The 24629-nt window shown below is 61.5% G+C and carries 21 protein-coding genes and 1 tRNA gene; 13 read left to right on the forward strand and 9 right to left on the reverse strand.

Features of this window, described 5'->3' with window-relative positions:
- The first annotated feature begins 28 nt into the window (after nucleotides 1-28).
- Together ABDW57_RS12060 and ABDW57_RS12065 are read left to right on the forward strand one after the other, a co-directional pair.
- Entirely contained in the window at nucleotides 29-448 is a 420-nt protein-coding gene (locus ABDW57_RS12060; RefSeq protein ID WP_343730441.1) for a GNAT family N-acetyltransferase, read from the forward strand.
- Complete coding sequence (locus ABDW57_RS12065) at nucleotides 445-966, forward strand: NAD(P)H-dependent oxidoreductase (RefSeq protein ID WP_343730442.1); 522 nt, start codon at nucleotides 445-447, stop codon at nucleotides 964-966. Before ABDW57_RS12060 ends, ABDW57_RS12065 begins: the two co-directional genes overlap by 4 nt.
- On the opposite strand, the gene ABDW57_RS12070 is transcribed toward ABDW57_RS12065, so the two are convergent.
- A complete protein-coding gene (locus tag ABDW57_RS12070) occupies nucleotides 963-2084 on the reverse strand; it encodes a beta-ketoacyl-ACP synthase III (RefSeq protein WP_343730443.1) in 1122 nt (373 codons plus the stop codon). The two genes, ABDW57_RS12065 and ABDW57_RS12070, sit on opposite strands and share 4 nt — an antisense overlap.
- Before the next feature lie 183 nt (nucleotides 2085-2267).
- A complete protein-coding gene (locus tag ABDW57_RS12075) occupies nucleotides 2268-3713 on the reverse strand; it encodes a S41 family peptidase (RefSeq protein WP_343730444.1) in 1446 nt (481 codons plus the stop codon).
- A gap of 341 nt (nucleotides 3714-4054) precedes the next feature.
- Here ABDW57_RS12075 and ABDW57_RS12080 point away from each other — a divergent pair, with 341 nt between their 5' ends.
- Nucleotides 4055-4627, forward strand: coding sequence for a hypothetical protein (locus ABDW57_RS12080; protein ID WP_343730445.1), 573 nt, complete (start codon nucleotides 4055-4057; stop codon nucleotides 4625-4627).
- Here ABDW57_RS12080 and ABDW57_RS12085 read toward each other — a convergent pair.
- The 5 genes from ABDW57_RS12085 to ABDW57_RS12105 are packed head-to-tail and all read right to left on the reverse strand — an operon-like array spanning nucleotide 4624 to nucleotide 10464.
- Nucleotides 4624-5973, reverse strand: a complete 1350-nt coding sequence (locus ABDW57_RS12085; protein WP_343730446.1) for a TolC family protein — start codon at nucleotides 5971-5973, stop codon at nucleotides 4624-4626. The two genes, ABDW57_RS12080 and ABDW57_RS12085, sit on opposite strands and share 4 nt — an antisense overlap.
- Entirely contained in the window at nucleotides 5963-7306 is a 1344-nt protein-coding gene (locus ABDW57_RS12090; protein WP_343730447.1) for an HlyD family type I secretion periplasmic adaptor subunit, read from the reverse strand. Before ABDW57_RS12090 ends, ABDW57_RS12085 begins: the two co-directional genes overlap by 11 nt.
- On the reverse strand, nucleotides 7303-9453 hold the full coding sequence (locus ABDW57_RS12095; protein ID WP_343730448.1) for a type I secretion system permease/ATPase: 2151 nt from the start codon (nucleotides 9451-9453) through the stop codon (nucleotides 7303-7305). Before ABDW57_RS12095 ends, ABDW57_RS12090 begins: the two co-directional genes overlap by 4 nt.
- Nucleotides 9446-9703: a hypothetical protein gene (locus tag ABDW57_RS12100; RefSeq protein WP_343730449.1), complete on the reverse strand. Its 258-nt coding sequence runs from the start codon at nucleotides 9701-9703 to the stop codon at nucleotides 9446-9448. The genes ABDW57_RS12095 and ABDW57_RS12100 overlap by 8 nt, the downstream gene beginning before the upstream one ends.
- Before the next feature lie 8 nt (nucleotides 9704-9711).
- Nucleotides 9712-10464, reverse strand: a complete 753-nt coding sequence (locus ABDW57_RS12105; RefSeq protein ID WP_343730450.1) for a hypothetical protein — start codon at nucleotides 10462-10464, stop codon at nucleotides 9712-9714.
- 368 nt (nucleotides 10465-10832) lie between these two features.
- Here ABDW57_RS12105 and ABDW57_RS12110 point away from each other — a divergent pair, with 368 nt between their 5' ends.
- From ABDW57_RS12110 to ABDW57_RS12130, 5 genes are all read left to right on the forward strand, one after another.
- Nucleotides 10833-13079: a TonB-dependent receptor gene (locus ABDW57_RS12110; RefSeq protein ID WP_343730451.1), complete on the forward strand. Its 2247-nt coding sequence runs from the start codon at nucleotides 10833-10835 to the stop codon at nucleotides 13077-13079.
- 51 nt (nucleotides 13080-13130) lie between these two features.
- Complete coding sequence (locus ABDW57_RS12115; protein WP_343730619.1) at nucleotides 13131-15113, forward strand: M13 family metallopeptidase; 1983 nt, start codon at nucleotides 13131-13133, stop codon at nucleotides 15111-15113.
- 93 nt (nucleotides 15114-15206) lie between these two features.
- Nucleotides 15207-17207 (forward strand): M13-type metalloendopeptidase, encoded by a 2001-nt coding sequence (locus ABDW57_RS12120; RefSeq protein WP_343730620.1) that lies wholly within the window; start codon nucleotides 15207-15209, stop codon nucleotides 17205-17207.
- 65 nt (nucleotides 17208-17272) lie between these two features.
- Nucleotides 17273-19309, forward strand: coding sequence for a M13-type metalloendopeptidase (locus tag ABDW57_RS12125; protein ID WP_343730621.1), 2037 nt, complete (start codon nucleotides 17273-17275; stop codon nucleotides 19307-19309).
- Between the two features lie 45 nt (nucleotides 19310-19354).
- The gene (locus ABDW57_RS12130) at nucleotides 19355-19912 is read left to right on the forward strand and encodes a hypothetical protein (protein WP_343730452.1); all 558 of its coding nucleotides are present in this window, start codon (nucleotides 19355-19357) and stop codon (nucleotides 19910-19912) included.
- A gap of 45 nt (nucleotides 19913-19957) precedes the next feature.
- Here the strand turns inward: ABDW57_RS12130 and ABDW57_RS12135 are convergent, their stop codons facing one another.
- Nucleotides 19958-20512 (reverse strand): c-type cytochrome, encoded by a 555-nt coding sequence (locus tag ABDW57_RS12135; RefSeq protein WP_343730453.1) that lies wholly within the window; start codon nucleotides 20510-20512, stop codon nucleotides 19958-19960.
- 200 nt (nucleotides 20513-20712) lie between these two features.
- On the opposite strand from ABDW57_RS12135, the gene ABDW57_RS12140 reads away from it, so the two are divergent.
- Nucleotides 20713-20788 (forward strand) — tRNA-Arg (locus ABDW57_RS12140).
- A 269-nt stretch (nucleotides 20789-21057) separates the two neighbouring features.
- Here ABDW57_RS12140 and ABDW57_RS12145 read toward each other — a convergent pair.
- Complete coding sequence (locus tag ABDW57_RS12145; protein ID WP_343730454.1) at nucleotides 21058-21870, reverse strand: hypothetical protein; 813 nt, start codon at nucleotides 21868-21870, stop codon at nucleotides 21058-21060.
- A gap of 338 nt (nucleotides 21871-22208) precedes the next feature.
- Between ABDW57_RS12145 and ABDW57_RS12150 the strand changes: the two genes are divergently transcribed.
- The 4 genes from ABDW57_RS12150 to ABDW57_RS12165 all read left to right on the forward strand — a co-directional run bounded on the left by ABDW57_RS12150 (nucleotide 22209) and on the right by ABDW57_RS12165 (nucleotide 24608).
- Nucleotides 22209-22355: a hypothetical protein gene (locus ABDW57_RS12150; protein WP_343730455.1), complete on the forward strand. Its 147-nt coding sequence runs from the start codon at nucleotides 22209-22211 to the stop codon at nucleotides 22353-22355.
- Entirely contained in the window at nucleotides 22352-23812 is a 1461-nt protein-coding gene (locus tag ABDW57_RS12155; RefSeq protein ID WP_343730456.1) for a replication initiation factor domain-containing protein, read from the forward strand. Before ABDW57_RS12150 ends, ABDW57_RS12155 begins: the two co-directional genes overlap by 4 nt.
- On the forward strand, nucleotides 23809-24144 hold the full coding sequence (locus tag ABDW57_RS12160) for a hypothetical protein (RefSeq protein WP_343730457.1): 336 nt from the start codon (nucleotides 23809-23811) through the stop codon (nucleotides 24142-24144). Before ABDW57_RS12155 ends, ABDW57_RS12160 begins: the two co-directional genes overlap by 4 nt.
- A gap of 194 nt (nucleotides 24145-24338) precedes the next feature.
- A complete protein-coding gene (locus ABDW57_RS12165; protein WP_343730458.1) occupies nucleotides 24339-24608 on the forward strand; it encodes a hypothetical protein in 270 nt (89 codons plus the stop codon).
- Nucleotides 24609-24629 lie beyond the last annotated feature (21 nt).

Below are 24629 nucleotides of genomic sequence, written 5' to 3' on the forward strand. Positions count from 1 at the left end.
CTAGGATGGCGTTTTGAAAGGACCTGCCATGAAAATTGTCGAGACCGAGCAGGAGCTGCGCGCCTGCTACCCTGTGATGAAAGAACTACGTCCCCACCTCCCATCGGAGGAGGCCTTTGTGGCGCAGATTATGCGACAGTATGAACAGCACTACCGCATCCTGGCCGTCTGGGACGAGGGCGAGGTGGTGGCGCTGGCCGGCTATCGCTATCAGGAGAACACCGTGTACGGGCGCTTCCTGTATGTGGACGACCTGATCGCGGCGGAACAGCACCGCAGCCGCCGCTGGGGCGCGCTGCTGCTGGCCAAGCTGACCGTGTTTGCGCAGGAGGCGCAATGCGCGCGGCTGGTGCTGGATACTGGATTGACTAACGTGCTGGCGCAGCGCTTCTACTTCCGCGAAGGCCTGCTGCCCGGCGCACTTCGTTTTGGAAAGACACTCGCATGAAAAAGATATTGCACATCACCGCCAGTGCGCGCGGTGAGGAATCGGTCAGCTACCTGCTGTCGCAGCAGACCATCGCGCAGCTGCGCGCACAGTACCCGGACGCGCGCGTGCTCAGGCGCGATCTGTGGGCAGAGCCGCTGCCGCATGTGGACAGCCTGTATTCCAACGCCCTGGCGCGTAAAGAGGGCGGTGCGCCGCATGCGCAGGGCCGCTCATCGCTGGCCTGGTCGGACCTGCTGATCGAAGAACTGAAAGCGGCGGACGCGCTGGTGATCGCCACGCCGATGCACAACTTCACCTTGCCCTCGTCACTGAAAGCCTGGCTGGACCACGTGGTGCGGATCGGCGTCACCTTCAACTCCACGCCAGAGGGCAAGATCGGCACCCTGGCGGACCGTCCGGTGTATATCGCCATCAGCCGTGGCGGCGCGCGCGAGCGCCAGCCCGACTTCCTCGAACCCTACCTGCGCGCCATCCTGCCGACGATCGGGTTAAAGGACTTGCGCTTCGTCGATTAGATGCGCTTCACCACCACGCAGCCGATCGAGTAGCCGGCGCCGAAGGAGCAGATCACCCCCAGCTCGCCGGACGGCATGTCGTCGGAGTATTTGTGGAAAGCGATGATGGAACCGGCTGACGAGGTGTTGGCGTACTCGTCCAGGATCACTGGCGCTTCGCCCGGTTCGGCGTCGCGGCCCAGCACCAGACGGCTGATCAGCAGATTCATGTTCAGGTTGGCCTGGTGCAGCCAGAAGCGCTTCACTTGCGCCACCTCCAGGCCGGCGTTGCTGACGGTATCCTTGATCATCTCGGCGGCCATCGGGCACACATCCTTGAACACCTTGCGGCCCTGCTGGCGGAACAGCTTGTCCGGCTGGCCGACGCCGGTTTCGTCAAAGCGGTTGAGGAAGCCGAAGTTGTTGCGGATATTGTTGGAGAAGCTGGTTTTCAGCTTGGTGTCCAGGATGGCCCAGCGGTGCGCGCCCTTGGCGGTCTCGGCCGCTTCGACGATGATGGCGGTGCAGGCGTCGCCAAAGATGAAGTGGCTGTCGCGGTCGCGCCAATTCAGGTGGCCCGAGGTGATTTCCGGATTCAGCACCAGCACCGCGCGCGCCTGGCCGCTTTGCACGGCCGCCACCGCCTGCTGGATGCCGAAGGTGGCCGAGGAGCAGGCCACGTTCATGTCGAAGCCGTAGCCGTTGATGCCCAGCGCGGCCTGCACTTCCACGGCCATGGCCGGGTAGCCGCGTTGCATGTTGGAGCAAGCCACCAGCACCATGTCGATATCGGCGGCGGTCTTGCCGGCGCGGTCCATGGCCTGCTGGGCGGCGGCCACGCAGATTTCCGCCTGCAGCGACAGTTCCTCGTCGGCGCGTTCCGGGATGTGCGACACCATGCGCTTGGGATCGAGGATGCCGGCTTTTTCCATCACATAGCGCGACTTGATGCCGGATGCCTTTTCAATGAAGGCCACGCTGGACGGCTCCAGCGCCGTCACCGTGCCGTCCGCAATGGCGGCGGCGTTGTCGGCGTTGAATTGTTCGACGTAAGCGTTAAAGCACTCGACCAGTTCCTCATTGGAGATCGACTGCGCTGGCGTGTAGAGGCCGGTACCGCTGATGACGGCTTGTTTCATGATTAAACTTTCAAATTGAGCAATGGCCAAAGCCAATAATGAGGCAAATTCTACACAAAATGCCTGCACGTTAGCTGAAATAAAAACTCCGGGGTCAGGTCCGCCATTTCAACACGAGCCCAACCGTTGTGTTCACAACGGTTGGGCTCGTGTTGAAATGGCGGACCTGACCCCGGAGTGGGGTTATTTTTTTGCCAGGTCTTTTTTCAGGTCGGTGTCCACCGCTACCACGGTCGTGGTCGGTTTGGTGGTCTGCACCGGCAGGCCTTTCAGATGGTTGAGCGCCTGCTGCAATTGGAAGTCGTCGCCGCTGCCGTATTCCAGCGGCTTGCGCTTTTTCTCCAGGGCGACGATGCGCAGCTGTTCTTCCAGTTCGTCGCGCCTGGACTTCTCGCCTTCCTGCTCGCGGTCGTTGCTCAGGTGCTTGGCCAGGTCGGCCTCGCGCGTGCGCAGGGCGTTCAGGCCGTCGCCATCGGCGTATTCATCCACCGGCACGTCCGGCGTGATGCCCTTGGCCTGGATCGAGCGGCCGTTGGGCGTGTAGTAGCGCGCGGTGGTCAGCTTGACGGCGGTGTCGGCGGTCAGCTGGCGGATGGTTTGCACCGAACCCTTGCCGAAGGTTTGCGTGCCGAGGATCTCGGCCCGCTTGTAATCCTGCAGCGCACCGGCGACGATTTCCGAGGCCGAGGCCGAACCGGTGTTCACCAGCACCACCATCGGCACCCGCTTGATGGCGGCCGGCAGCTTGGCCAGCGCGTCGCTGTCGTTGCGCAGCGCGTAGTATTCGGGACGGCCGTAGAAGATCTGCTTCTGGTCCGGCAGCTGGCCGTTGGTCGAGACGATCGGCGCATCCTTCGGCAGGAAGGCCGCCGCCACGCCAATCGCGCCCTGCAGCACGCCGCCCGGGTCGTTGCGCAGGTCCAGCACCAGGCCTTTGATGTCGGGGTCCTGCTTGTACAGTTCGGCAATCTTGGCCGCCATGTCATCCACGGTCGGCTCCTGGAACTGCGAGATGCGCACCCACGCATAGCCCGGCTCGACCAGTTTGCCTTTCACGCTTTTCTGATGGATCTCTTCGCGCACGATGTTGAACACCAGCGGCTCGGCCTCGCCCTTGCGCAGCACGGTCAGGCTGACCTTGCTGTTTGGCTCGCCGCGCATTTTCTTGATCGAGTCGTCCAGCGACATGCCCTTGACCGGGGTGTTGTCGAGACGGCTGATCAGGTCGCCCGGCTTGATGCCGGCGCGCCAGGCCGGCGAATCTTCAATCGGCGCCACGATCTTGATGTAGCCGTCTTCGCTCTGGCCGATCTCGATGCCCAGGCCGACAAACTTGCCCTGCGACCCTTCGCGCAGTTCGGCGTAGGCTTTCTTGTCCAGGTAGGCCGAGTGCGGATCGAGCGAGGCCACCATGCCCGAGATGGCCTCGGTCAGCAGTTTCTTGTCTTCGACAGGTTCCACATAATCGGATTTGATGAGGCCGAACACATCGGCCAGTTGCCGCAGTTCTTCCAGCGGCAGGGGAGGATCCACCGGCTTTTGCGCCATGGCGGAAAATTGCAGGGAGATGGCAATGCCAGCAACCACGCCCAGTCCAACCAGACCGGAATTCTTTAATTTCTTGCCCATGTTTCACCTGTCTAACTAGCGGCTGCGGATGTGCAGCTGCATGAATTCAGTATAAACCTGATTTCCGGCAAACGTAGTAGCCGTCACGAAATGATTTATACCTTTACGAGGTTTTACAACGCTTTGCGTTGACATTTAAAGTACACCAATGCCCGCTTGGTGAAACGCCAATTTTGCTGATTTGTACCCAGTGTATCCCTAACGTTCACGACAGTAAGTATTTGTAAGAACCCCTGAAACCCGCAAATTCGCGGCCTACACTGAGCTCGTATTTCTCTCTACCCTGAAGTGGTTTTTGCCAGCGCCCCAAGCGCTGGCTTTTTTTTGCCTACGGAGCCCCCATGCGATTGTTGTCATTTTCCCTGCGCCGCCTCAGTGCGGCGCTGGCCCTGTCGGCGCTGCTGTCGCCCGCCTTTGCCTTGCCGGTGACCGAGATGCGCGCCGAGGATTATCTGCCGATGGCATCCGAGCTGAAGAAATCGCTGAACCTGAACGCCAATCAGCAAACCCTGTGGTCGCAGACCGAAGCCAAAACCCGCAAGCTGCTGAGCGAACGCAAGGCCCGCCGCGAGCGCCTGCAGGCGGCCATCCTGACCGGCACGCAAGGCGCCAATGTCGAACTGCGCGATCTGGGCAAGGCGCTGGATGAGGAAACCACGCTCAGCGCCGCCGAGGAAAAGCAGCTGCGCGAATGGTGGCTGACGGTCAACGACGCCCTGACCGAAGGCCAGCGCCAGAGCGTGGTGCAGTTGGTCAGCGAACAACTGCAGCGCGTGCCGGAGAGCGGCGCCAGCCCCCGTCCGGAACGCCGGAAAGAGGGCGGCGGCGAACATCGCGGCGGCAAGGGCGGACGCGGCGGCATGGGCGTCGGCGCCGGCGGCGTCAACGTCAACCTGCCCGGTGGCGGCGGCTAAGGAGCGGCTGGCAGCCGGCCGAGGATGCCGGCATTGGCCATCAGGCCCAGCCGGGCGCTGCGCCACTCCATCTGGCAGCGGATGCGCTCCTGGCGGGCGTCCAGCCAGCTGGATTGCGCGGTCAGCAATTCCAGCAGGTCGGCGGCGCCGTGCTCGAATTTGCGCTGGGTGCTGGCCAGGCCGTCCTGGGCGCTCTCCAGCAGCTGTTGCGACGCCGCCAGGTTATCCAGCGCCGCGCTGGCGTCGGCATAGACCTTGATCACTTCCTGCAGGATCTGGTGTTCCGTGTCCGCCAGTTCGGCGTCTTTCTGCGCGATCTGGGCCTGCGCGCCGCGCACCTTGTAGTCCTGGCTATGGCCGTCGAACAGGGGTATGTTGAGCGTTACGCTCAGCAGCGTCTCGCGCGAGGTGACCGGCGGCAGGCCCTGGTTGGGCCTGCCGTTCTGGTAAATATTGGCGCCCACGTCCACCGTCGGCAGCCCTTGGGCGCGCAGTGCGGCCGCTTTTTGCCTGGCCGCGTCCAGACCGGCGCGCGCGGCGCGGATGGCCGGGTGGCGCCGGGCCACGTCCAGCCACTCCTGCAATTGCTTGCGCAGCGGCGCGGCATCGTCCACGCTGTCATCGCTGATTTCCACCGTGGTATCGGGCGCCAGCCCCAGCGCGTACACCAGCAGCGTCAGCGATTTGCGGTAGCTGCTGGCGGCGCGGTTGCTTTCCAGGCGCGCCTTGGCCAGCGCGGTTTGGGCTTGCAACACGTCCGCCGCGCCGGCGGCGCCGTGCTGCGCGCGCCGCTGCTCCGAGGCCAGCGTCTGCTCTGCCAGCTGCTGGCTTTCCAGCCGCGCCTGGCGGGTGGCAAGCTGGGTCTGCGCATCGAAATAGGCGTTGACCACGCCAGCCAGGGTTTTCTGCAGCACCGCTTCGTGATTGGCATAGGCCGCGTCCAGCAGGGCCTGGGCCAGGCGGTGGTTGGCGTCGCGCTCGCCAAAATCGAACAGGCGCCAGTTGAGGCCGATGGTGGGCGCCAGCCCCGCCAGGCTGGTGCTGCCATGCCCCAGGCCCGGGTACGCGGTGCGGTCGTTCAAGTGGGTGACGGCGGCGTTGACGGTGGGCAGATAGGCGGCGTGCGCTTCGCCCAGCGCGGCGGCCTGGATGCGGATGCCGGCCCACGCCGCGCTGATGCGCGGGTTGTTGCAGAGTGCCAGATCCACCGCCATCGCCAGGCTCAGGTGTTGCAGGTCGGCGGCCGGCGCGCCGCACGCGGTGTTGTCTTGCGCCGCCGCCGGGCCGGCGGCCAGCCAGGCCAGCCACAGCGCCGCCGGCAGCCAGCGGCGCGGTCTAGCGTTCACGGAAGGTTTCATGCTGATGCTGTAGCAAAGGGGATAACAGGTACTCGATGATGCGCCGTTCGCCGGTCTTGATTTCCACATTGGCCGACATGCCGGCCGACAGCGGCAGCAGGCGGCCGTCGACCGGAATCGCCGCGCGGTCGATGCTGACCTTGACCGCGTACAGCGGCCCCTTCTTCTCGTCCTCGATGGCGTCGCGCGAGATGAGGCTGACATGGGCCGGAATGGTGCCGTACTTGGTGTAGTCGAAGGTGTCGATCTTGACGGCGGCGGTCTGCCCTTCGCGCACGAAGCCGACGTCGCGGTTCTCAAGGCGCGCTTCCATTTCCACCAGCGGGTTGGCCGGCACGATCAGCATCAACGGCTGCGCCGCCGGCACCACGCCGCCCACGGTGTGCACCGCCAGCTGCTGCACCGTGCCGTCCACCGGCGCGGTCAGCGTCAGCAGGCGCGCATGGGCGGCGCTGCGGCGCGCGTCCTGGCCGTTGTCGGCGGCGATGCGCAAGCCATCGGCCAGCGCATCCTGCGCTTCCTTGCGGGTATCGCCGCGCAGCACCGCGCGCTGGGTCAGGGCGTCCGCCAGCTGCGCCTGCAGTTCGATGGCGGCTTGCTGCTTCTCGATCCAGGCGTGCTCGCCGACGTCATGCTGCGCCAGCAGGGCCTTGTAATCGTCGGCGCGCTGCTGCGCCAGCGGCAGTTCGGCGCGGTAGCGGGCGATCTGGGCGTCAATCCGCTCCAGCTTGGCGTGGTAGGCCGCGTACTGGTCGTCCAGATGCTGTTGGGCGACGCGGCGCTGGTCTTCCGCGATGCCTTCCAGCGGCGGCAGGCGCGGCGTGCCGCCACGCTCCAGCGCCGCGATCAGCGCCCGCGCGCGCGCCACCTGCAGCTGCGCCATGCGCATGTCGCCGGCCGCCTTGTCGTGGTCGGCCTCGGGCGCGGTGGCGTCCAGCTCGACCAGCACCTGGCCGGCTTTCACCGCCTGGCCTTCGCTGACCAGCAGCGTGCGCACCACCGCCACATCGATCGACGACACCGCCTTGGTGTAGGCACGCGGGATCAGCTTGCCCTTGGCGTTGACGATGATATCGATGCGGCCAAAAATCGACCACAGCAGCAGGGTCAGCACCAGCAGCACCAGCGTGGCGGCGGTCAGCCGTGCCGTGCGCGACAGCGGACGATGCTGGATGGCCAGCGCGGCCGGCAGGAACTCGGCTTCCTCCGCCCGCAGCGGCGCCGCCTGCAGGTCGGCGCGCCGCTGCCAGAAGTAGCGGAAGGTGTCCCGGTATTTGTGCCACAGCGCGCCGTGCGCGGCCAGGCGATGACGCCAGCTCATGCGGCCTCCGCCTGGCTGATGCGCGGCGCCACCGCTGCGCTATGGCCGGCCTGCAGCCGGCACAGCCGGGTGTACAGGCCGTCCGGATGGCGCAGCAGTTCCTCGTGGCTGCCGATCTCGGCGATCTGGCCGCGTTCCATCACCACGATGCGATCGGCGTCGCGCACCGCCGACAAGCGGTGGGCGATGATCAGCACCGTGCGGCCGGCGCAGATCTGCCGCATATTGTGCTGGATGATGTGCTCGGATTCATAGTCCAGCGCACTGGTGGCCTCGTCGAAAATCAGGATGCGCGGATCGTTCAGCAGCGCGCGGGCGATGGCGATGCGCTGGCGCTGGCCGCCCGACAAGCCGGCGCCGTGCTCGCCGATCAGGGTGTCATACCCTTCCGGCAGCTCGCAGATGAATTCATGCGCGCCGGCCAGCCGCGCGGCGGCAATGATGGCGTCGATCGGCAGCGCCGGGTTGGTGAGGCCGATGTTGTCGCGGATCGAGCGCGAGAACAGCATGTTCTCCTGCAGCACCACGCCTATCTGGTGGCGCAGCGAGGTGGTGTCGATGATGGCCAGGTCCTGGCCGTCGATCAGCACGCGGCCGCGGTCCGGCACGTACAGCCGCTGCACCAGCTTGGTCAGCGTGCTCTTGCCCGAGCCGGAGCGGCCGACGATGCCGATCACCTCGCCGCTGCGGATGTGCAGGCTGAGCCCGCGCACCACATCGCTGGCGTCCGGACGGTAGCGGAACGACACCTGGTCGAATTCGATCTGGCCCTCGATGCGCGCCATGCGGGTTTTCTGGCCGGCGATCTCGGTGCGGGCGTTGAGGATGTCGCCCAGCCGGCCCATGGCGATGCCCACCTGCTGGAAGTCGTTCCACAGCTGCGCCAGCCGCAATATCGGCGAGGAAATCTGCCCGGCCAGCATGTTGAAGGCAATCAGTTCGCCGACCGTCAGGCGGCTGTCGATGACCAGCCCGGCGCCGGCCCACATGATGCCGACGGTGACCAGCTTGCTGATCAGGGTGACGCCGCCATTGGCCACGGTGGCCATATTGGTTGCGCTCAGGCCGGCGCTGACATAGGCCGCCAGCTGGCGCTCCCATTTCTGTTGCCAGCGCGGCTCGACCGCCATCGATTTCACCGTGCCGATGCCGCCGATGGACTCGACCAGGAAGGACTGGTTTTCCGAGCTGCGGTTGAATTTGTGGTTCAGGCGCGCCCGCAGGATCGGCGTGAACACCAGCGACAAGACCGCGTACAAGGGGATCGACAGCGCCACGATCAGCGTCAGCCGCGGGCTGTACCAGAACATCACGCCAAAGTAGACAAACGAGAACAGCACGTCCATCACCAGGGTCATGGCATTGCCGGTGAGGAAGGCGCGGATGTTTTCCAGCTCGCGGATGCGCGCCACCGAGTCGCCGATCCGGCGCGCCTCGAAATACGCGATCGGCAGGTTGAGCAGATGCTGGAACAGCCTGGCGCCCAGTTCAACGTCGATCTTGCTGCTGGTATGCGAGAACACATAGGTGCGGATGGCGGTCAGCACTACCTCAAACACGGTGGCAAATACCAGCCCGATGGCAATCACGTTCAGCGTCTTGAGTGCCTGGTTGACCAGCACCTTGTCCATCACCACCTGGAAAAACATCGGTGTGGCCAGGCCGATCAGCTGCAGCACCAGCGACACGATCAGCACCTCGCCCAGCATGCGCCGGTATTTGATGATGGCCGGGATGAACCAGGTGAAGTCGAAGCGGGCACTGTCGCCTTCGTAGTTGGCCTTGCTGGTGAACAGGATCAGCTGGCCGCTCCACAGCGCCAGGAATTCGTCCAGCGACAGCACGGATGGCGCTTCCAGCGGGCGCTGGATCAGGATGCGCTCAGCCCCCGGCTGCGCCGTGTCGAACTTGGCGATGACGAAGTAGTGGCCGTTGTGGTCGCTGGCCATGGCCGGCAGCGGCGTGAACAGCAGCCGCTTGCGGTCCGGGCGTGTCTGCCTCGCCTTCATCCCCAGCCGCTTGGCCGCCAGCTGGATGGTCAGGCTGTCAAACTGGTCATGGCCGAACTCATGCAGGAGCTGGGCGGCATCGGCGGCAATGCCGTGCAGGCCCGCCATCAGCACCAGGGACAGCAGGCCGCTATTCATGATCGTGCTGAGCGGTGGCCTTGAGCTCCTTGCGGAGTTTTTGGTTTTCAAAAATCAACGCCACGATGGTGACGATATACAAAATATCGAAGCCGGCGCTTTTGAAGTACGACCAGAAAAACCAGGCAGCCAGCGCGCACAGCGCACCGGTAATCAGCAGCAACGCATTGTCTTTCAAACCGGACGATTTCATACTTTTCTCCCAGGACGGTTGGATGGCCTTGCAAACGGCGTGGCGCGCCGTTTGCAAACAGCAGATCAGGCGGCGGCGTGCGCCAGTACCGGCGTGGTCGTCACCTGTGGCTGGGTATGTTCAACCGTGGCGCTGGTGGGCACCGCAAAGGTCGACATGGCTTGCACCAGTTGCGCCGAGCTGGCGGTCTGGGGCTGGGTCTGGTCGGCGGTATTGGCGGTTGGCGCTTTCACCCGTTCTTCCTCGACCGGATACGGATCTTCGCCACCGCCGCCGCCGCCGCCGCCGCCGCCGCCATCGCCACCACCACCGTCGCCACCGCCACCGGTATCGCCGCCTCCGCCAAAGCCGCCATCGCCGCCGCTGCCGTCGCCGCCATCGCCGTCGTAGGTGATGGTGCCGCTGCCGTAACCGCCATCGCCGGCGGCCACGGCGCCATCCACGGCCACGCTGTAGTCGCCGGAATAATCGGACGGCCACCAGGAGGGCAGGTCGACCGGCAGATTGTTCAGCCCGATGAGCAGGTCGGAGATGGACGCGCCGTCACTGATCACCCGGCCGATCGCCACGGCGGTACTGCCGATCACGGCGCCCACGTAATACGAGGCGGACAGGGCGCCAGCGACCGACAGCTCTTCCGACACGGTGCCGGCGCCGATCAGGTCCTGGATGGTGACGTTGGGGCCGAAGGTTTTGATGGCGTTGGAAATGGCGGCCGCATTGCTGACGGCGCTGCCGATGCTGGAAAAGATCGTCGAGGGCGTGGGCAGCCCAAGCGCATCCATATTTTCTTTGAAATAATCAGCGAAACTTGGCATGAATACTCCTTCAAAAGTTGGGAAAACAGGCAGGGAACAGGGATGAACCCGAGCTGATTCTTCACCGTTGATGAGCTTGGTTCAATTGTAATTTTGTAACGTATTATGAAATTATGTGTATAAACCGAGATTTGTTTCAGGTGGATATTGGTGAGAATGTAAACTGGTTTCATATGCTATTGCGCCGCGGCCGCGCCAGGGGCATGGCACGGCTGCCGGCCGCGCGCACGACAGGGCGCGATGTTGGCGGCATGTTGGCTGTATGTATCGCTAAGTAAAAAAAACCGGCTTTGTGAGACCGGCCCGGGGGCCGCGGGTAGAATGTTTTGCGCGGAAATTTCAGCCGCAGTTTCCACCCGATGACGATCATGAGCAAATTACATCCCCTGGCATGGCTGTCGCTGGCCCTGCTGGGCGCGGCCCATGCCAGCGCGCAGGCCCAGAACGACAGCACGCCAGCCGATGCCTCCCAGCCGGCCGTCAAGGCCGCGGCGGACGGCAAGCCCATCCAGCAAGTCACCATCAGCGGCGGCCGCGCCGACGATATGAGCGAGCGCCGCAATTCCGTGGCGGGCAAGCAGATTTACGGCCGCGAGGAACTGGACCGCAACGGCGACAGCAACCTGGGCGATGTGCTCAAGCGCCTGCCCGGCGTCACCATCGGCGGGCGTCCGGGGCGCGGTGGCGATGTGCGCATGCGCGGCATGGGCAGCGGCTACACACAGATCCTGCTGAACGGCGAACGTCCGCCGGCCGGCTTTTCGATGGAATCGCTGTCGCCGGACCAGGTGGAGCGGATTGAAATCATGCGCGGCCCGATCGCCGAGCACAGCACGCGGGCCATCGCCGGCACCATCAACATCATCCTGCGCGACGGCTACCAGCAGCGCGACAACCAGCTCAAGCTGACCGACACCATCGAGCAGGGCCGCCACGCGCCAAATGTTTCGCTGACCGTGCCGGGCAAGACTGGCAACCTGACCTGGCTGCTGACCGGCACCATCGCGGAAAACCGCCAGCACGACCAGACCGAGACCCACAACCTCGACACCCGCAGCGACGGCGTGGTCACCAAGGATGAAAACGTCGTGGATGAAACCGCGCGCGAAACGCGCAGCCTGCACCTGACGCCGCGCCTGTCCTACAAGTTCGGCAACGGCGACACGCTGAATTTCCAGCCCTTCCTGATGGTCAACCGCAGCGACGGCGATACCCGCAGCGATCTGACGCAGAACCCGGGCCTGGTGCCGGCCGCGCTGCTGCAACCGCCCGAGTACAACCTGGCGCTGGCCAACTCGCATACGGAATCGACCTTCCTGCGCGGCTTTGGCAACTGGGTGCACAAGCTGGACGGCGCGGCCAAGCTGGACGTGAAATTTGGCTTCGGCACCGGCCACAGCGACAACGATGCGCTGCGCTACCAGTACGACAACGCCGGCACGCTGCTGGACCGCTTCACCGACACCGCCAGCGTGCGCGACCGCAGCGCCAACAGCGGCGGCAAGTACAGCACGCCGATCGGCAAGCAGCACGCGCTGGCGGCCGGCTGGGACATCGAGCTGGGCCATCGCGAGGAAACCAAGACCTCGGTCGATAAGGACGGCAACGCCCAGTTTGCCGATTCCGGCGACAACCTCACCGCCGACACGCGCCGCCTGGCGGTGTTCCTGCAGGACGAGTGGGATATCTCGTCGCAATGGTCGGGCTATGCCGGCGTGCGCTGGGAAGGCATCCGCACCACCAGCAGCCGCAGCGGTGGCGGCGGCGACATCAGCAACACCAGCAGCGTGCTCAGTCCGCTGCTGCACGCGGTGTACCGCATTCCCGGCCACGAGAAAGACCAGCTCCGCGCCAGCCTGACCAAGAGCTACAAGGCGGCCAACATCCAGGACCTGATCGCGCTGCCGTCGCTGTCGCGCCTGAACAGCGCCACCCGGCCGGACCGTGTGGGCAATCCGGAGCTGAAGCCGGAACTGGCCACCGGCCTCGATGTCGCTTACGAGCACTACCTTGGCCGCGCCGGCATCCTCAGCGCCAGCGGCTTTATCCGTGATATCGACGACCTGATCCGCCGCGACATCACGCTGCAAAACACCGGCACCGGCCCGCGCTGGGTGTCGACACCGCGCAATATCGGCCACGCGCGCACCAGGGGTATCGAGCTGGAGGCCAAGTTCCAGCTGCAGGAACTGGTGGCTGGCGCGCCGGCCATCGATTTCCGCAGCAATTACAGCCGCTTCTGGTCCAGCGTGGACGATATCCCCGGCCCCAATAACCGCATCGACGCCCAGCCCAGGCAGACCGCCAATCTCGGCCTGGATTACCGCATGAAGGCGGCGCCGCTGACGCTGGGCGGCAGCCTGAACTGGACGCCGGAAACGCTGATCCAGACCAGCCTGTCGCAACTGGTGTACACCAGCCGCAAGCGTTCGTTTGACGCCTACGGCTTGTGGAAGTTTAATGCGCGTAACCAGCTGCGCATTTCCGCCAACAACCTGGCGGCGGAAGACGCCATCGGAGCCAACACGGTGAGCACCAACGGCCTGACACAATTGGCCACCACGACCAACCAGACTTACACGGTCTGGAGCGTCAAGTATGAGATGAAATTCTAAAAAGGATACCTTGTGAAACCACGTTTGCTGACCGCACTGGCCCTGAGCCTGATGACCGCATTTGCCACGGCCGCCGAACCGATCTCCGGCATCGAGATCCCCAACATGGACACCAGCGTGCGTCCGCAGGATGATTTCTTCACCTACCTCAACGGCAGCTGGCTGAAGACCACCGAGATTCCCGGCGATAAATCCAGCTGGGGCACCTTTGCCAAGCTGCGCGACGACACGCTGCCGCAGCTGCGCGGCCTGATCGAGAAAGCCGCGGCCGAGAAAGCCAAAACCGGCACCGAGCCGCAGAAGATCGCCGACCTGTACGCCAGCTTCATGGATGAGGAAAAGCTCAACCAGCTGGGCATCCGCCCGCTGACCGGCGAGCTGAACCGTGTGCGCGCCATCAAGGACAAGAAGGGCCTGCCGATGCTGATCGCCCACCTCGGCCAGATCGGCGTGACCGTGCCGTACGGCGTCAGCGTGCGCCAGGATGCGCGCGAATCGACGCGCTATGCGGTGTACATCGGCCAGAGCGGGCTGGGCTTGCCGGACCGTGATTACTACCTGAAAAAAGACGATGCCAAGATGGCCAACGCGCTGGCCAAGTACGAGCTGCACATCGGCAAGATCTTGACGCTGTCGGGCGACCGCAATGGCTACGCCAACGCCAAAAAGATTGTTGCGCTGGAAACCGCGCTGGCGGAAGCGCAGTGGACCAAGGTGGAAAACCGCGACCCGGTCAAGCGCTACAACAAGATGCCGATCAAGCAGCTGGTTGAACTGGCGCCAGACTACGACTGGGGCCACGCGCTGGCCGCCACCGGCGTGGCCAACAAGGTCGATTATGTGATCGTCAACCAGCCGGGCTACCTGAGCGGCTTTAACGCGGTGCTGGAAAAGACCGACCTGGCCACCTGGAAGTCCTACTTTGAATGGCAGCTGCTGCGCTCGGCTTCGCCGTATCTGTCGAAAGAGTTTGCCGACGCCCATTTCGATTTCTACAGCACCGTGCTGACCGGCGTGGCCGTCAAGCCGCCGCGCTGGAAGTCGGCGGTGGCGCTGGTGGAGTCCAGCCTGGGCGAGGCGCTGGGCAAGCTGTACGTGGCCGAATACTTCCCGCCTGAACGCAAGGAGCGCATGGATGCGCTGGTGAAGAATCTGCTGGCCGCCTACAAGAACAGCATCGACGGCCTGGATTGGATGAGCCCGGCCACCAAGCTGGAAGCGCAGGCCAAGCTGGCCAAGTTCACGCCGAAGATCGGCTACCCCAGCAAGTGGCGCGATTATTCGTCGCTGTCCATCGTCCGCGGCGACTTGATCGGCAATGTGCTGCGCTCGGAATACTTCCGCCACCAGCGCATGATCGCCAAGCTGGGCAAGCCGATCGACCGTGACGAGTGGAGCATGACGCCGCAGACCGTCAACGCCTATTACAACTCGACCATGAACGAGATCGTGTTCCCGGCCGCCATCCTGCAGCCGCCGTTCTTTGACGTGCGCGCCGATGATGCGGTGAACTACGGCGCCATCGGCTCGGTGATCGGCCACGAAATCGGCCACGGCTTTGACGATGGCGGCAGCCAGTCGGACGGCGACGGCAATCTGCGCGACTGGTGGACCAAGGAAGACCGCGCCAACTTCCGCGCCAAGGCCGACGCGCTGGTCAGGCAGTACAACGCCTACAGCCCGCTGCCGGGCTACCACGTCAACGGCGCCCTGACGCTGGGCGAGAACATCGGCGACAACAGCGGCACGGCGATCGCCTACAAGGCTTACAAGCTGTCGCTGGCCGGCAAGACCGCGCCGGTGATCGACGGCTTCACCGGCGATCAGCGCTTCTTCATGGGCTGGGGCCAGCTGTGGCGCGTGAAGATGCGCGAAGACCAGCAAATCCTGCAGGTGAAGACCGATCCGCATTCGCCGGGACAGTTCCGGGTCAACGGCCCGGTGGTCAATCAGCCGGGCTTTTATGAGGCGTTTGGCGTCAAGCCGGGCGACAAGTTGTATGTTGCGCCGGAACAGCGCGTCACCATCTGGTGACGTGACCGAAGGTGGCTTTTTTGCTATTGTTCCGAGGCTGGCCTATACATACCGGAGAGATAGAACTTGAAAGCCCACCTCGTAAGTGCCCTGATGCTGGCGTTGCTGGCCGTGGCCGGCGTCCATGCGCAACCGCAAACCTCCGGTATCGATGTCGCCAACATCGACAGCAGCGTGCGTCCGCAGGACAATTTCTTTCTGCACCTGAACGGCAAGTGGCTGGCGCAGACAGCCATCCCGGCTGACAAATCGAGCTGGGGCTCGTTTGAGAAACTGGATGACGAGCTGCGGCCGCAGCTGCGCGCCATCATCGAGGCGGCGGCCGCCGATCCACAGCGGAAGCCCGGCACCGACGCCCAGCGCATCGGTGATTTCTTCGCCAGCTACATGGACGAGGCCAGGCTGGAAGCGTTGCGGCTGGCGCCGCTGAAGGCCGACTTCGACCGCGTGGCCGCGCTCAGCGACAAGAAGATGATTCCGGCGCTGATCGCACATTTCAATCGTTATGGCTATACCGCGCCTTACGGCTTTGTGATCCACCAGGACAACAGGGACTCGACCAAATATGTGGCCGATCTGGTGCAAGACGGCTTGAGCCTGCCGGACCGCGACTACTACCTGAAAAAATCGGACAAGAAAATGGCCGACACGCTGGCCAAATTCGAACAGCACGTGACTAAAATGCTGACGCTGGCCGGCAATGCCAACGCGGCCGCCGACGCCCAAGCCATCGTGGCGCTGGAAACCGAGATGGCCAGGCTGCATTGGACCAAGGTTCAGCTGCGTGATCCGGTCAAAGCCTACAACAAGGTGGCCATCGGCAAGCTGCCCAAGCTGGCGCCTGGCTATGACTGGACTTCCTGGCTGAACGACACCGGCATTGGCGGCAAGGCCGAGTACGTGATCGTCAGCCAGCCGAGCTACATCACCGGTTTCAACAAGCTGCTGAACAAGACGCCGCTGTCGACGTGGAAACTGTACTTCCAATGGCAGGTGCTGGATGCCAACGCACCTTACCTGTCCAAGGACTTCGCGCAGGAAAACTTCGCCTTCTACGGCAAGGTGCTGAGCGGTGTGAACGAGCAGGAGCCGCGCTGGAAGCGGGCGGTTGATTTCACCGATGCCGCGCTGGGCGAGGCGCTGGGCAAGCTGTACGTCGAGCAGCACTTCCCGGCCGAGCGCAAGGCGCGCATGGAACAGATGGTGAAGAATCTGCTGGCCGCGTTCGCGCAAAGCATCGATACGCTCGACTGGATGGGGCCGGAAACCAAAAAGCAGGCGCAAGCCAAGCTGGGCCGGTTCACCACCAAGATCGGCTATCCGAACAAGTGGCGCGATTATTCGACGCTGGCGGCGGCCAGGGATGACCTGGTCGGCAACCGCATGCGGTCGCGCGCGTTCGAGTACGCCAGGGAAGTCAACAAACTGGGCAAGCCGGTCGACCGCGACGAATGGGGCATGACGCCGCAAACCATCAACGCCTACTACAACCCGGAGCTGAACGAAATCGTGTTCCCGGCCGCGATCCTGCAGCCGCCGTTCTTTGACGCGGCGGCGGACGATGCGGTCAACTATGGCGCCATCGGCGCGGTGATCGGCCATGAAATCAGCCACGGTTTTGACGACCAGGGCGCGCAGTATGACGGCGACGGCAACCTGCGCGACTGGTGGACCAGGGCCGACCACAAGAACTTCGCGGCCCGCACCAAAATGCTGGTCCGGCAGTACAACGTCTACAGCCCGCTCAAGGGCTACTACGTCAACGGCGAACTGACCCTGGGCGAAAACATCGCCGACAACAGTGGCGCGGCGATCGCCTACAAGGCTTATCTGCTGTCGCTGGGCGGCAAGCCGGCGCCGGTGATTGACGGCCTGACCGGCCAGCAGCGTTTTTACATGGGCTTTGGCCAGGTATGGCGCGGCAAGACCCGCGACGCCCAGCAAATCGTTTACCTGAAAACCGATCCGCACTCGCCGGATCAGTTCCGCACCAATGGCACGGTGCGCAACCAGCCGGGCTTCTACGAAGCCTTTGGCGTCAAGCCGGGCGACAAGATGTACCTGGCGCCCAAAGACCGCGTCATCATGTGGTAATGTAGTCAGTCGTATCTCAAAACCTTGAAGGAAAACTCGTGAAACGTCATCTCGTAAGTGCATTGATGCTGAGCCTGATCGCAGGTTTGGCCGGCGCCGCGGACAGCGCCAAAAGCGCCGCCCCCTCCAGCGCCAAAGTAGCAAGCAAGCCGGCCTCCGGCATCGCCGTCGAATACATCGATCCGGCCGTGCGCGTGCAGGACGACCTGTTCACTCACATGAACGGCAAATGGCTGGCGACGACGGAAATCCCGGCCGACAAGTCGAGCTGGGGCAGCTTTGCCAAGCTGCGCGATGACATTCAGCCGCAACTGCGCGCGATTATCGAAGGCGCTGCCGCCAACAAGGCCGGCGGCCCCGAGGCGCAGCGCATCGGCGACTTTTACGCCAGCTTCATGGACGAAGCGAAGCTGGAGCAACTGGGCATCACCCCGCTGAACGCGGAACTGGCCAGGGTTGCCGCACTGAGCGACAAGAAACAACTGCCGCAGCTGATCTCGCACTTCAACCAGATCGGCGTGACCGCGCCGTACAACTACGGCATCCACCAGGACAACAAGGATTCGACCAAGTACGTGGCCGACATCTACCAGGACGGCCTGGGCCTGCCGGACCGCGACTATTACCTGAAAGCGGACGACGCCAAGCTGGCCGACACGCTGGCCAAGTACGAACTGCACGTCGGCAAGATGCTGACCCTGGCCGGCGACGCGCACGGCGCCACCACCGCCCACGCGGTGGTCGAGTTTGAAAAAGAACTGGCCAAGCTGCAATGGACCAAGGTGGAACTGCGCGATCCGATCAAGGCCTACAACAAGATCGACATCGCCAAGCTGGGCGAAGTGGCGCCGGGCTATGACTGGAACGCTTACCTGACCGACGCTGGCGTGGCCGGCAAGGTCAGCTACGTGATCGTCAGCCAGCCAAGCTATCTGAAGGGCATGACCGCGCTGCTGGAAAGCACCCCGCTGGACACCCTGAAAGCCTACTTCCAGTGGCAGCTGGTGCGCGCCAACGCGCCTTACCTGAGCAAGGCCTTCGTGGATGAAAACTTCGCCTTCTACGGCACCGTGCTGAGCGGCGTGACCGAACAGCGTCCACGCTGGAAACGCGCGGTCTCCGTGACCGAGGGCGCGCTGGGCGAAGCCGTCGGCAAGCTGTACGTGGGCGAGCACTTCCCGGCCGAGCGCAAGGCGCGCATGGAAGCGCTGGTGAAGAACCTGCTGGCCGCATACAAGACCTCGATCGACAAGCTGGACTGGATGACTCCGGTCACCAAGAAACAGGCGCAAGCCAAGCTGGCCAAGTTCACCTACAAGATCGGCTACCCGAACAAGTGGCGTGATTACAGCGCGCTGGTGATCAGCAAGGATGACCTGGTGGGCAATGTGATGCGCTCGCGCCAGTTCGACTACAACAAGGAACTGAACAAGCTGGGCAAGCCGATCGACCGCGATGAATGGGGCATGACGCCGCAAACCGTCAACGCCTACTACAACCCGGAGATGAACGAAATCGTGTTCCCGGCCGCGATCCTGCAGGCGCCATTCTTCAATGCGGACGCCGATGACGCGGTCAACTACGGCGCCATTGGCGGCGTGATCGGCCACGAAATCAGCCACGGCTTCGACGACCAGGGCGCCCAGTACGACGGCGACGGCAACCTGCGCGACTGGTGGACCAAGGACGACCACAAGAACTTCGCGGCCAAGACCAAGATGCTGGTGGAGCAGTACAACCAGTTCAGCCCGCTGCCTGGCTACCACGTCAATGGCGAGCTGACCCTGGGCGAGAACATTGCCGACAACAGCGGCGTGGCGATCGCTTACAAGGCCTACAAGCTGTCGCTGAAGGGCAAGAAAGCGCCGGTGATCGACGGCCTGACCGGCGACCAGCGCTTCTACATGGGCTTTGCGCAAGTGTGGCGTATGAAGATGCGTGAAGCGGCGCAGATCCAGCAGATCAAGACCGACCCGCACTCGCCAGGCCAGTTCCGCGCCAACGGCACCATGCGCAACCAGCCGGGCTTCTACGAAGCCTTCGGCGTCAAGCCAGGCGACAAGATGTACCTGGCGCCGAAAGACCGCGTCATCATGTGGTAATGCAGTAAACTACGGGCTTCTGATTTCTGGAAGCCCGTTTTTTTTATGCGCTTGCGATACACCATTCCTCTCGTCCTGCCGCTGCTGCTGAGTGCTTGCGGCGAGTCCTATACGCCTGTCGATGTGTACATGGCGACTTCGCCGGACTGCGCCGCGTGGCAGGAGGGTTCGCGCTTCGAGCTGCCGCGCGGGATCAGCGTGTCGACCACGCCGCCGGTGATGCAGCCGGATGGCAGCACGGAGTTCACCTTCGTGTATATCGTGCCGCGCGGCGAGCGCGCCCTGTTCCTCACCCGCGATTACAACGTCACCGCGCCGAAAGGCCCGGTGCTGGCCAAGGCGCAGCTGGTGACTTTCTACCAGCGCACCACCAACTCGCCGGCCGAGATCGTCGAGGCGATTCCGAAAGTCCCCGACATGCTGATCGCCGGCGCCACCGGGCCGGAAACCATCTGGCGCGTGCGCCTGCGCGTGACCGAGAAACTGCCGGAGCGTTTCGACCTTACCCCGCCAGCCTTCGAAATCGCGCTCAACAAATATCCGATGCGCACCTTCACCTACCGCTACTTCGCGGACCGCAAAGCGTTTGGTCTGTGCAAATAAAAAACCGGCCGCGAAGGCCGGTTTTATCTGGGCGCCCTGAAGCGCTTATTTCTGCGGTTCGGCAGCGGCTGGCGCCGGTGCTGCGGCTGCTGCCGGCGCGGCCGGCTCCTTGAACTTGCCACCGGAGGCGTTGGCCATGTAGACCACGGCGCGTGCCACTTCCACATCATCCAGATCCGGATTGCCGCCCTTGGCCGGCATCGCGCGCAGGCCTTCGATGGCGTGCTTGAGCACGGTATCGTAACCTTGGGCGATGCGTGCGCTCCAGGCGCCAGGGTCGCCAAATTTCGGCGCGCCGGCGACGCCGGCGCCATGGCAGGCGGCGCAGGTGGAAGTGTAGATGGCTTCGCCGGTCTGCAAGACTTTCGGCGCGTTGGCGTCTTTCAGCGTGTAGCCCTGGTCGGCCACGGGGGCGATGCGGGCGGCGATTTCTTCCGGCGCCTGGCTGTTGGAGCCGGCTCCGGTCAGCTTGTTCGTGGTGACATACTGGACCAGGAGGATGATGCCAAAAATAGTGACAGCGAAGAAGCCGATAACAGCTGCTACGAGTTGTTTAGGCGTTCTGATGGCGGATTCGTGTTCGTTGTGTGCGTCGCTCATGATTTCCTTAACAGACAAATTTCAAGCCGGGTGGCGCAAAGCATGGACAGCAGCTACCTTGTAAAACCTTCACCAAACGGCTGATTATAGACACAAGAATGCCGCGAAGGAAACGCAAACTTGTTGAAAACGACACTGCCCCATGGACGGAGTGCGATAAAACCGGTATCCTACGGCACACCTTCGTGTATCCCCCTGTCGCGGCTGTAGCTCAGTGGATAGAGTATTGGCCTCCGAAGCCAAGGGTCACTGGTTCGATCCCAGTCAGCCGCACCACATGTTCCCAATAAAATCAAATACTTAGACTGTGCAATACAATGCGTTATTGTGCAGGAAAGTGCAGAGTTTTGCACTGTCACTGTGCCAAAATTGTGCCAGATCTAGTCGTTGTATTGTGCCACCGCAGCATTCATCATTCGATCACTGCGGGGCGAATTCAGTCCCCAAGCTTGAATTTGCTGTTTGCTGCGCGTCTTTTGCCCAAAAATTTTCCGCATATTTTTGATGTGAGTCAAAAATGCCAGCAATTGCTTTTACGCTTGCACCTATTCTTTGTAGGGATTGTTATCCCTCATCGCAGCTATCATTCCGTCCAGATCCTTGGCTTCTTCTAGGGCATTGTTTCGATTCACCAAAATGCGTTCACGCTTCAAGATAGAGGCAAGCTTTTCTTTAGATGATCCATCGACTTTCTTGAGGAGATTATCGACAAGTTCCAGCAGAGGTTCGGTCTGCTCGTAAGACAGCTTAGGCATGTCTGTAGTCAAAATAATTTCTGCACGCCGTAAGCTCTCTGCATCCCTGCAAAGCTTTCTTTCAGCGTTGTACTTGGTCAGATCAACTGCTTCTTCCCCTGCCACTGATTGGAACTGCGAAATCATCCTGGCAAGCTCATCCCATTCCTCTAAATCTTCCATGTCATTGCTGTCCAGATAGGAGCGCGCTGCGGTTAAGGCAGTTGCCTTGAGCGCCAGCCATCTTGCAAACAGGGCGGCGCTGTTCTCCTTCCGTACCGATTTCACCGGGAATCCCGCGCTTCCCGGAGCTACGTGACCGTAATCCGGGTCTGAGATTCCCGTGGTCAGCCAAAACGCATACTCGGGCCACTTTCTCCCGGCTGCTTCAATCATTTCTGCCGTAGGCCTTTGGCGTCCGTGATACCAGCTTTTCCATGTGTCGGCAGGGATCACTGTTAAGTCTTCCAATTGCTTGAAACGTCGATACTCCGTTGTCTTCTCCTCGACAACCGCTTTCAACCGGCTACTTAGGTTCATAAGTCCACCTTCGCAAAAATATTTACCTAGAGTGTGACGCCAAATCACCGTATTGACAAATTTTTCCTTGACAAGTTGCAGCACGGTATTTATATTTCACATCATTGTGATAAAAAATCACAGTAAAGGGAATATAAAACACAAATGCAAGATCAAATCCTTACAGTTGAGCAGTTGGCGACACTGATTCACAAATCGCCAGCTTCCATCCGAAGTGACGCGTCACGTAAGCCTGAAGTTTTGCCGCCTATCTGCCGGCTGCCGGGTAACAAGCGATTGCTATGGCGTAGCGAGGATGTGTTTGCTTGGGTTGCGAAATTCGTACAGCGCGATCCTGTCGCAATAACAGAAAAAATAGCACTGAGCGCCGCAAAGCCTCGTGGTCGAGGTCGCCCTCGCAAGACTGAGGAAAAGAGGTAAGCATGACCTTTTACTTATTGCCATATTTACTTCACCGTTTCCGCGAGGAGGGTGTTGTCGGAAAGCTGTTCATGGGTATCTCGATCTTGTTGCTGGTGCTGTTTGACGTTGAGCTGGTAGCCATGTTTTATGTCGTGGTGTTTCAATGAGGCCCGTCCGCCATTCACTGATTCGTCGCCAGCGCGAGCGTGCTGCGGAAGACTATGAAAATGCTTCTGGAGGCACCAGTTCTGTCCGGGCCATCAAATCGCAAATCTACCGTCCGAACGTATCGTCGGCCGCCGACGGCGGGCGTACCGCCAGCGCGGTAGCGCTGCCGGAACGCACCGGCGTCGAGGCCGAAAAGGCTGGGTTAGTGCCGCAAATTGCACAGGTAAGCGCAGAAATGAGCGCCCCCATTAATAACATGGGGGAAAACCTACGGGACACCGTTGACGACGATCTTTCCGTCAAGTGGGCGGCGGTATCGGAAGAACACTTGGGTGAAGTGCAGTTGGTGATGACGGATTCGGGCAAGACGAAAACCATGATGGTACGACGTCCGGCTCAAGGCCAAGTCTGCATTATCGACTGGGTAAATTTCACCGTTTTGGAAGATACCTTCTTCAAAACCGCTCGCCAAGTTCTTGTCACCGATGAGCAAATCATCGAGGAAGCCAGCCGCCAGTTTGAAAAAATCTTCGGCTTTGGCATCGCAACTAAACGTGACAGGGGGATGAACTTCTATCGTGATTCGTGGGTTCTAGGCGATGACATGGGATTTGTCTGCTTTGGTGGTCAGCGCTCCACGATGCTCGTGACCCTAAGCGGTCAAGGGTGTCAGAACGCCTTAGTCGGTTGGGAGGGGCGCCTGTTTGATTTTCTTACGCAGGTTGCCGTTCGCCCGTCGATATCGCGAATCGATCTTGCGCATGACGATTTTGAGGGGGCTTATCTATCGGTAGATTGGGCAGATGCTCAATGGGATTCCGGTGGGTTCACATTTACAAAGGGAGGTCGTCCTCCTGAACCTCAACAGTTGGGAAGCTGGAAGCGGCCAAGCGGAAAAGGGCGCACTTTTACAGTCGGTCAACGTAGCAGCAGCAAGTTCTGTCGGTTTTACGAGAAGGGCAAAAAAGAAGGGGATAAGGCGAGTCTCTGGTGCCGATGTGAAGTCGAATTCAAAAATACCAGCATGGTCATTTTGCCTGAGGTGCTTCTGAACCCCTCGCAGTATTTTTGCGGAGCCTATCCTTGCTTTGCGGAGTTCGCGCAGGTCGATACACCGAAGCGCATGGAGATAAAAAAGAAGACCGCACAGATCACTGTGGCTGCCTGCATCGAAGTGACCAAACATCAGTTTGGCAAATACCTCCGAGTTTTCCGCGAGCTTTACGGAGACAAAGAAGCCTTAGATCTGGTTTGCAACGACAGTGAAAACTACTGGCCCAAGCGCATGAAGCCACTTATGGCCGATGCGACTTCTGGCCCTACGCCAGTTCATAAGCGAAATCCTGAACAAGTTTCCATCCCATCTTGGATGCGATTTATTACCACCGTCCCATGCTTTGGCCTCAATGGGGAGAACGGTTTCCGTAGGCCGATTCAACAAGGAACATCAGCATGAAATTCACTTCCACGATCAAGGTCACTGGCATGAAGTACAGCAAAGGAAAGATGGATAACGGGACCGAATTCGATAGTACGAAGGTCTACGTCGAGACCGAACTGGATACCAGTAAGGACTCGGCTATGGGGACGGCATGTGCTGAATATGGTCTCGGAAAAGCCGACGAATACCAGAAATACAAACACCTGGCGGGCGCACTCCCATTTATGGCGATTGCTGAAATGGAGATCGTCACTAATGGCAAGACGCAGAAGACGATCATTCATTCGCTGCGTCCTGTTGATGGTGCGAAGGCCGCTGCCTCCGGTGCCAAGAATGTCACCGCATAAAGCAGAGATTCGTTTTGTTGTGCAAGACAGAGAGTCGGGTCTGTTCCTAATGTCTTGCGATGGCGATGTTGGATTCACGCCTTGGCTACACGAGGCGGGAAGGTTTGACGGATATGCGGAAGCCGTCGATACAGCAGCGCTTCACTGCCATGAAGGTTACTTCGTGACACAGCTATTCCAGTAAGGAGAAAGAGATGGCGCAGCTTGGCTTTGTACAAACCGTAGTCGTTTGCATTAGCGGATCTTCTGGCGCGCAGGGATCTTGTCCCACAGGTACTTCGGCCAGTGTGACTCAAGCGTATCTCGTTGCGCCCTCTGAGGCTGCTCGATTTGATCTTATGGCTGAGCCATTTGATAGCGCGCAAGCGGGGGCATTTTTTGGCTTCGCCTTTGCGTCAACGATTTTCGTATGGCTGTTCTCGCTCGGACTTGGAAGTGTCATCAAGCTGGTGAGAACAGCGTAATCGCAGTACCGCATCAGGACG

Origin of the sequence: Duganella sp., assembly GCF_039595735.1 — a bacterium.
Taxonomy (GTDB): domain Bacteria; phylum Pseudomonadota; class Gammaproteobacteria; order Burkholderiales; family Burkholderiaceae_D; genus Rugamonas.

Coding starts and splice junctions, on each gene's coding strand:
- ABDW57_RS12160 (WP_343730457.1), top strand. CDS start 23,809: ATGAAATTCACTTCCACGATCAAGGTCACTGGCATGAAGTACAGCAAA.
- ABDW57_RS12125 (WP_343730621.1), top strand. CDS start 17,273: ATGCTGAGCCTGATCGCAGGTTTGGCCGGCGCCGCGGACAGCGCCAAA.
- ABDW57_RS12130 (WP_343730452.1), top strand. CDS start 19,355: ATGCGCTTGCGATACACCATTCCTCTCGTCCTGCCGCTGCTGCTGAGT.
- ABDW57_RS12105 (WP_343730450.1), bottom strand. CDS start 10,464: ATGCCAAGTTTCGCTGATTATTTCAAAGAAAATATGGATGCGCTTGGG.
- ABDW57_RS12075 (WP_343730444.1), bottom strand. CDS start 3,713: ATGGGCAAGAAATTAAAGAATTCCGGTCTGGTTGGACTGGGCGTGGTT.
- ABDW57_RS12115 (WP_343730619.1), top strand. CDS start 13,131: ATGACCGCATTTGCCACGGCCGCCGAACCGATCTCCGGCATCGAGATC.
- ABDW57_RS12135 (WP_343730453.1), bottom strand. CDS start 20,512: ATGAGCGACGCACACAACGAACACGAATCCGCCATCAGAACGCCTAAA.
- ABDW57_RS12080 (WP_343730445.1), top strand. CDS start 4,055: ATGCGATTGTTGTCATTTTCCCTGCGCCGCCTCAGTGCGGCGCTGGCC.
- ABDW57_RS12120 (WP_343730620.1), top strand. CDS start 15,207: ATGCTGGCGTTGCTGGCCGTGGCCGGCGTCCATGCGCAACCGCAAACC.
- ABDW57_RS12070 (WP_343730443.1), bottom strand. CDS start 2,084: ATGAAACAAGCCGTCATCAGCGGTACCGGCCTCTACACGCCAGCGCAG.
- ABDW57_RS12150 (WP_343730455.1), top strand. CDS start 22,209: ATGACCTTTTACTTATTGCCATATTTACTTCACCGTTTCCGCGAGGAG.
- ABDW57_RS12065 (WP_343730442.1), top strand. CDS start 445: ATGAAAAAGATATTGCACATCACCGCCAGTGCGCGCGGTGAGGAATCG.
- ABDW57_RS12165 (WP_343730458.1), top strand. CDS start 24,339: ATGGCGCAGCTTGGCTTTGTACAAACCGTAGTCGTTTGCATTAGCGGA.
- ABDW57_RS12110 (WP_343730451.1), top strand. CDS start 10,833: ATGAGCAAATTACATCCCCTGGCATGGCTGTCGCTGGCCCTGCTGGGC.
- ABDW57_RS12155 (WP_343730456.1), top strand. CDS start 22,352: ATGAGGCCCGTCCGCCATTCACTGATTCGTCGCCAGCGCGAGCGTGCT.
- ABDW57_RS12090 (WP_343730447.1), bottom strand. CDS start 7,306: ATGAGCTGGCGTCATCGCCTGGCCGCGCACGGCGCGCTGTGGCACAAA.
- ABDW57_RS12095 (WP_343730448.1), bottom strand. CDS start 9,453: ATGAATAGCGGCCTGCTGTCCCTGGTGCTGATGGCGGGCCTGCACGGC.
- ABDW57_RS12060 (WP_343730441.1), top strand. CDS start 29: ATGAAAATTGTCGAGACCGAGCAGGAGCTGCGCGCCTGCTACCCTGTG.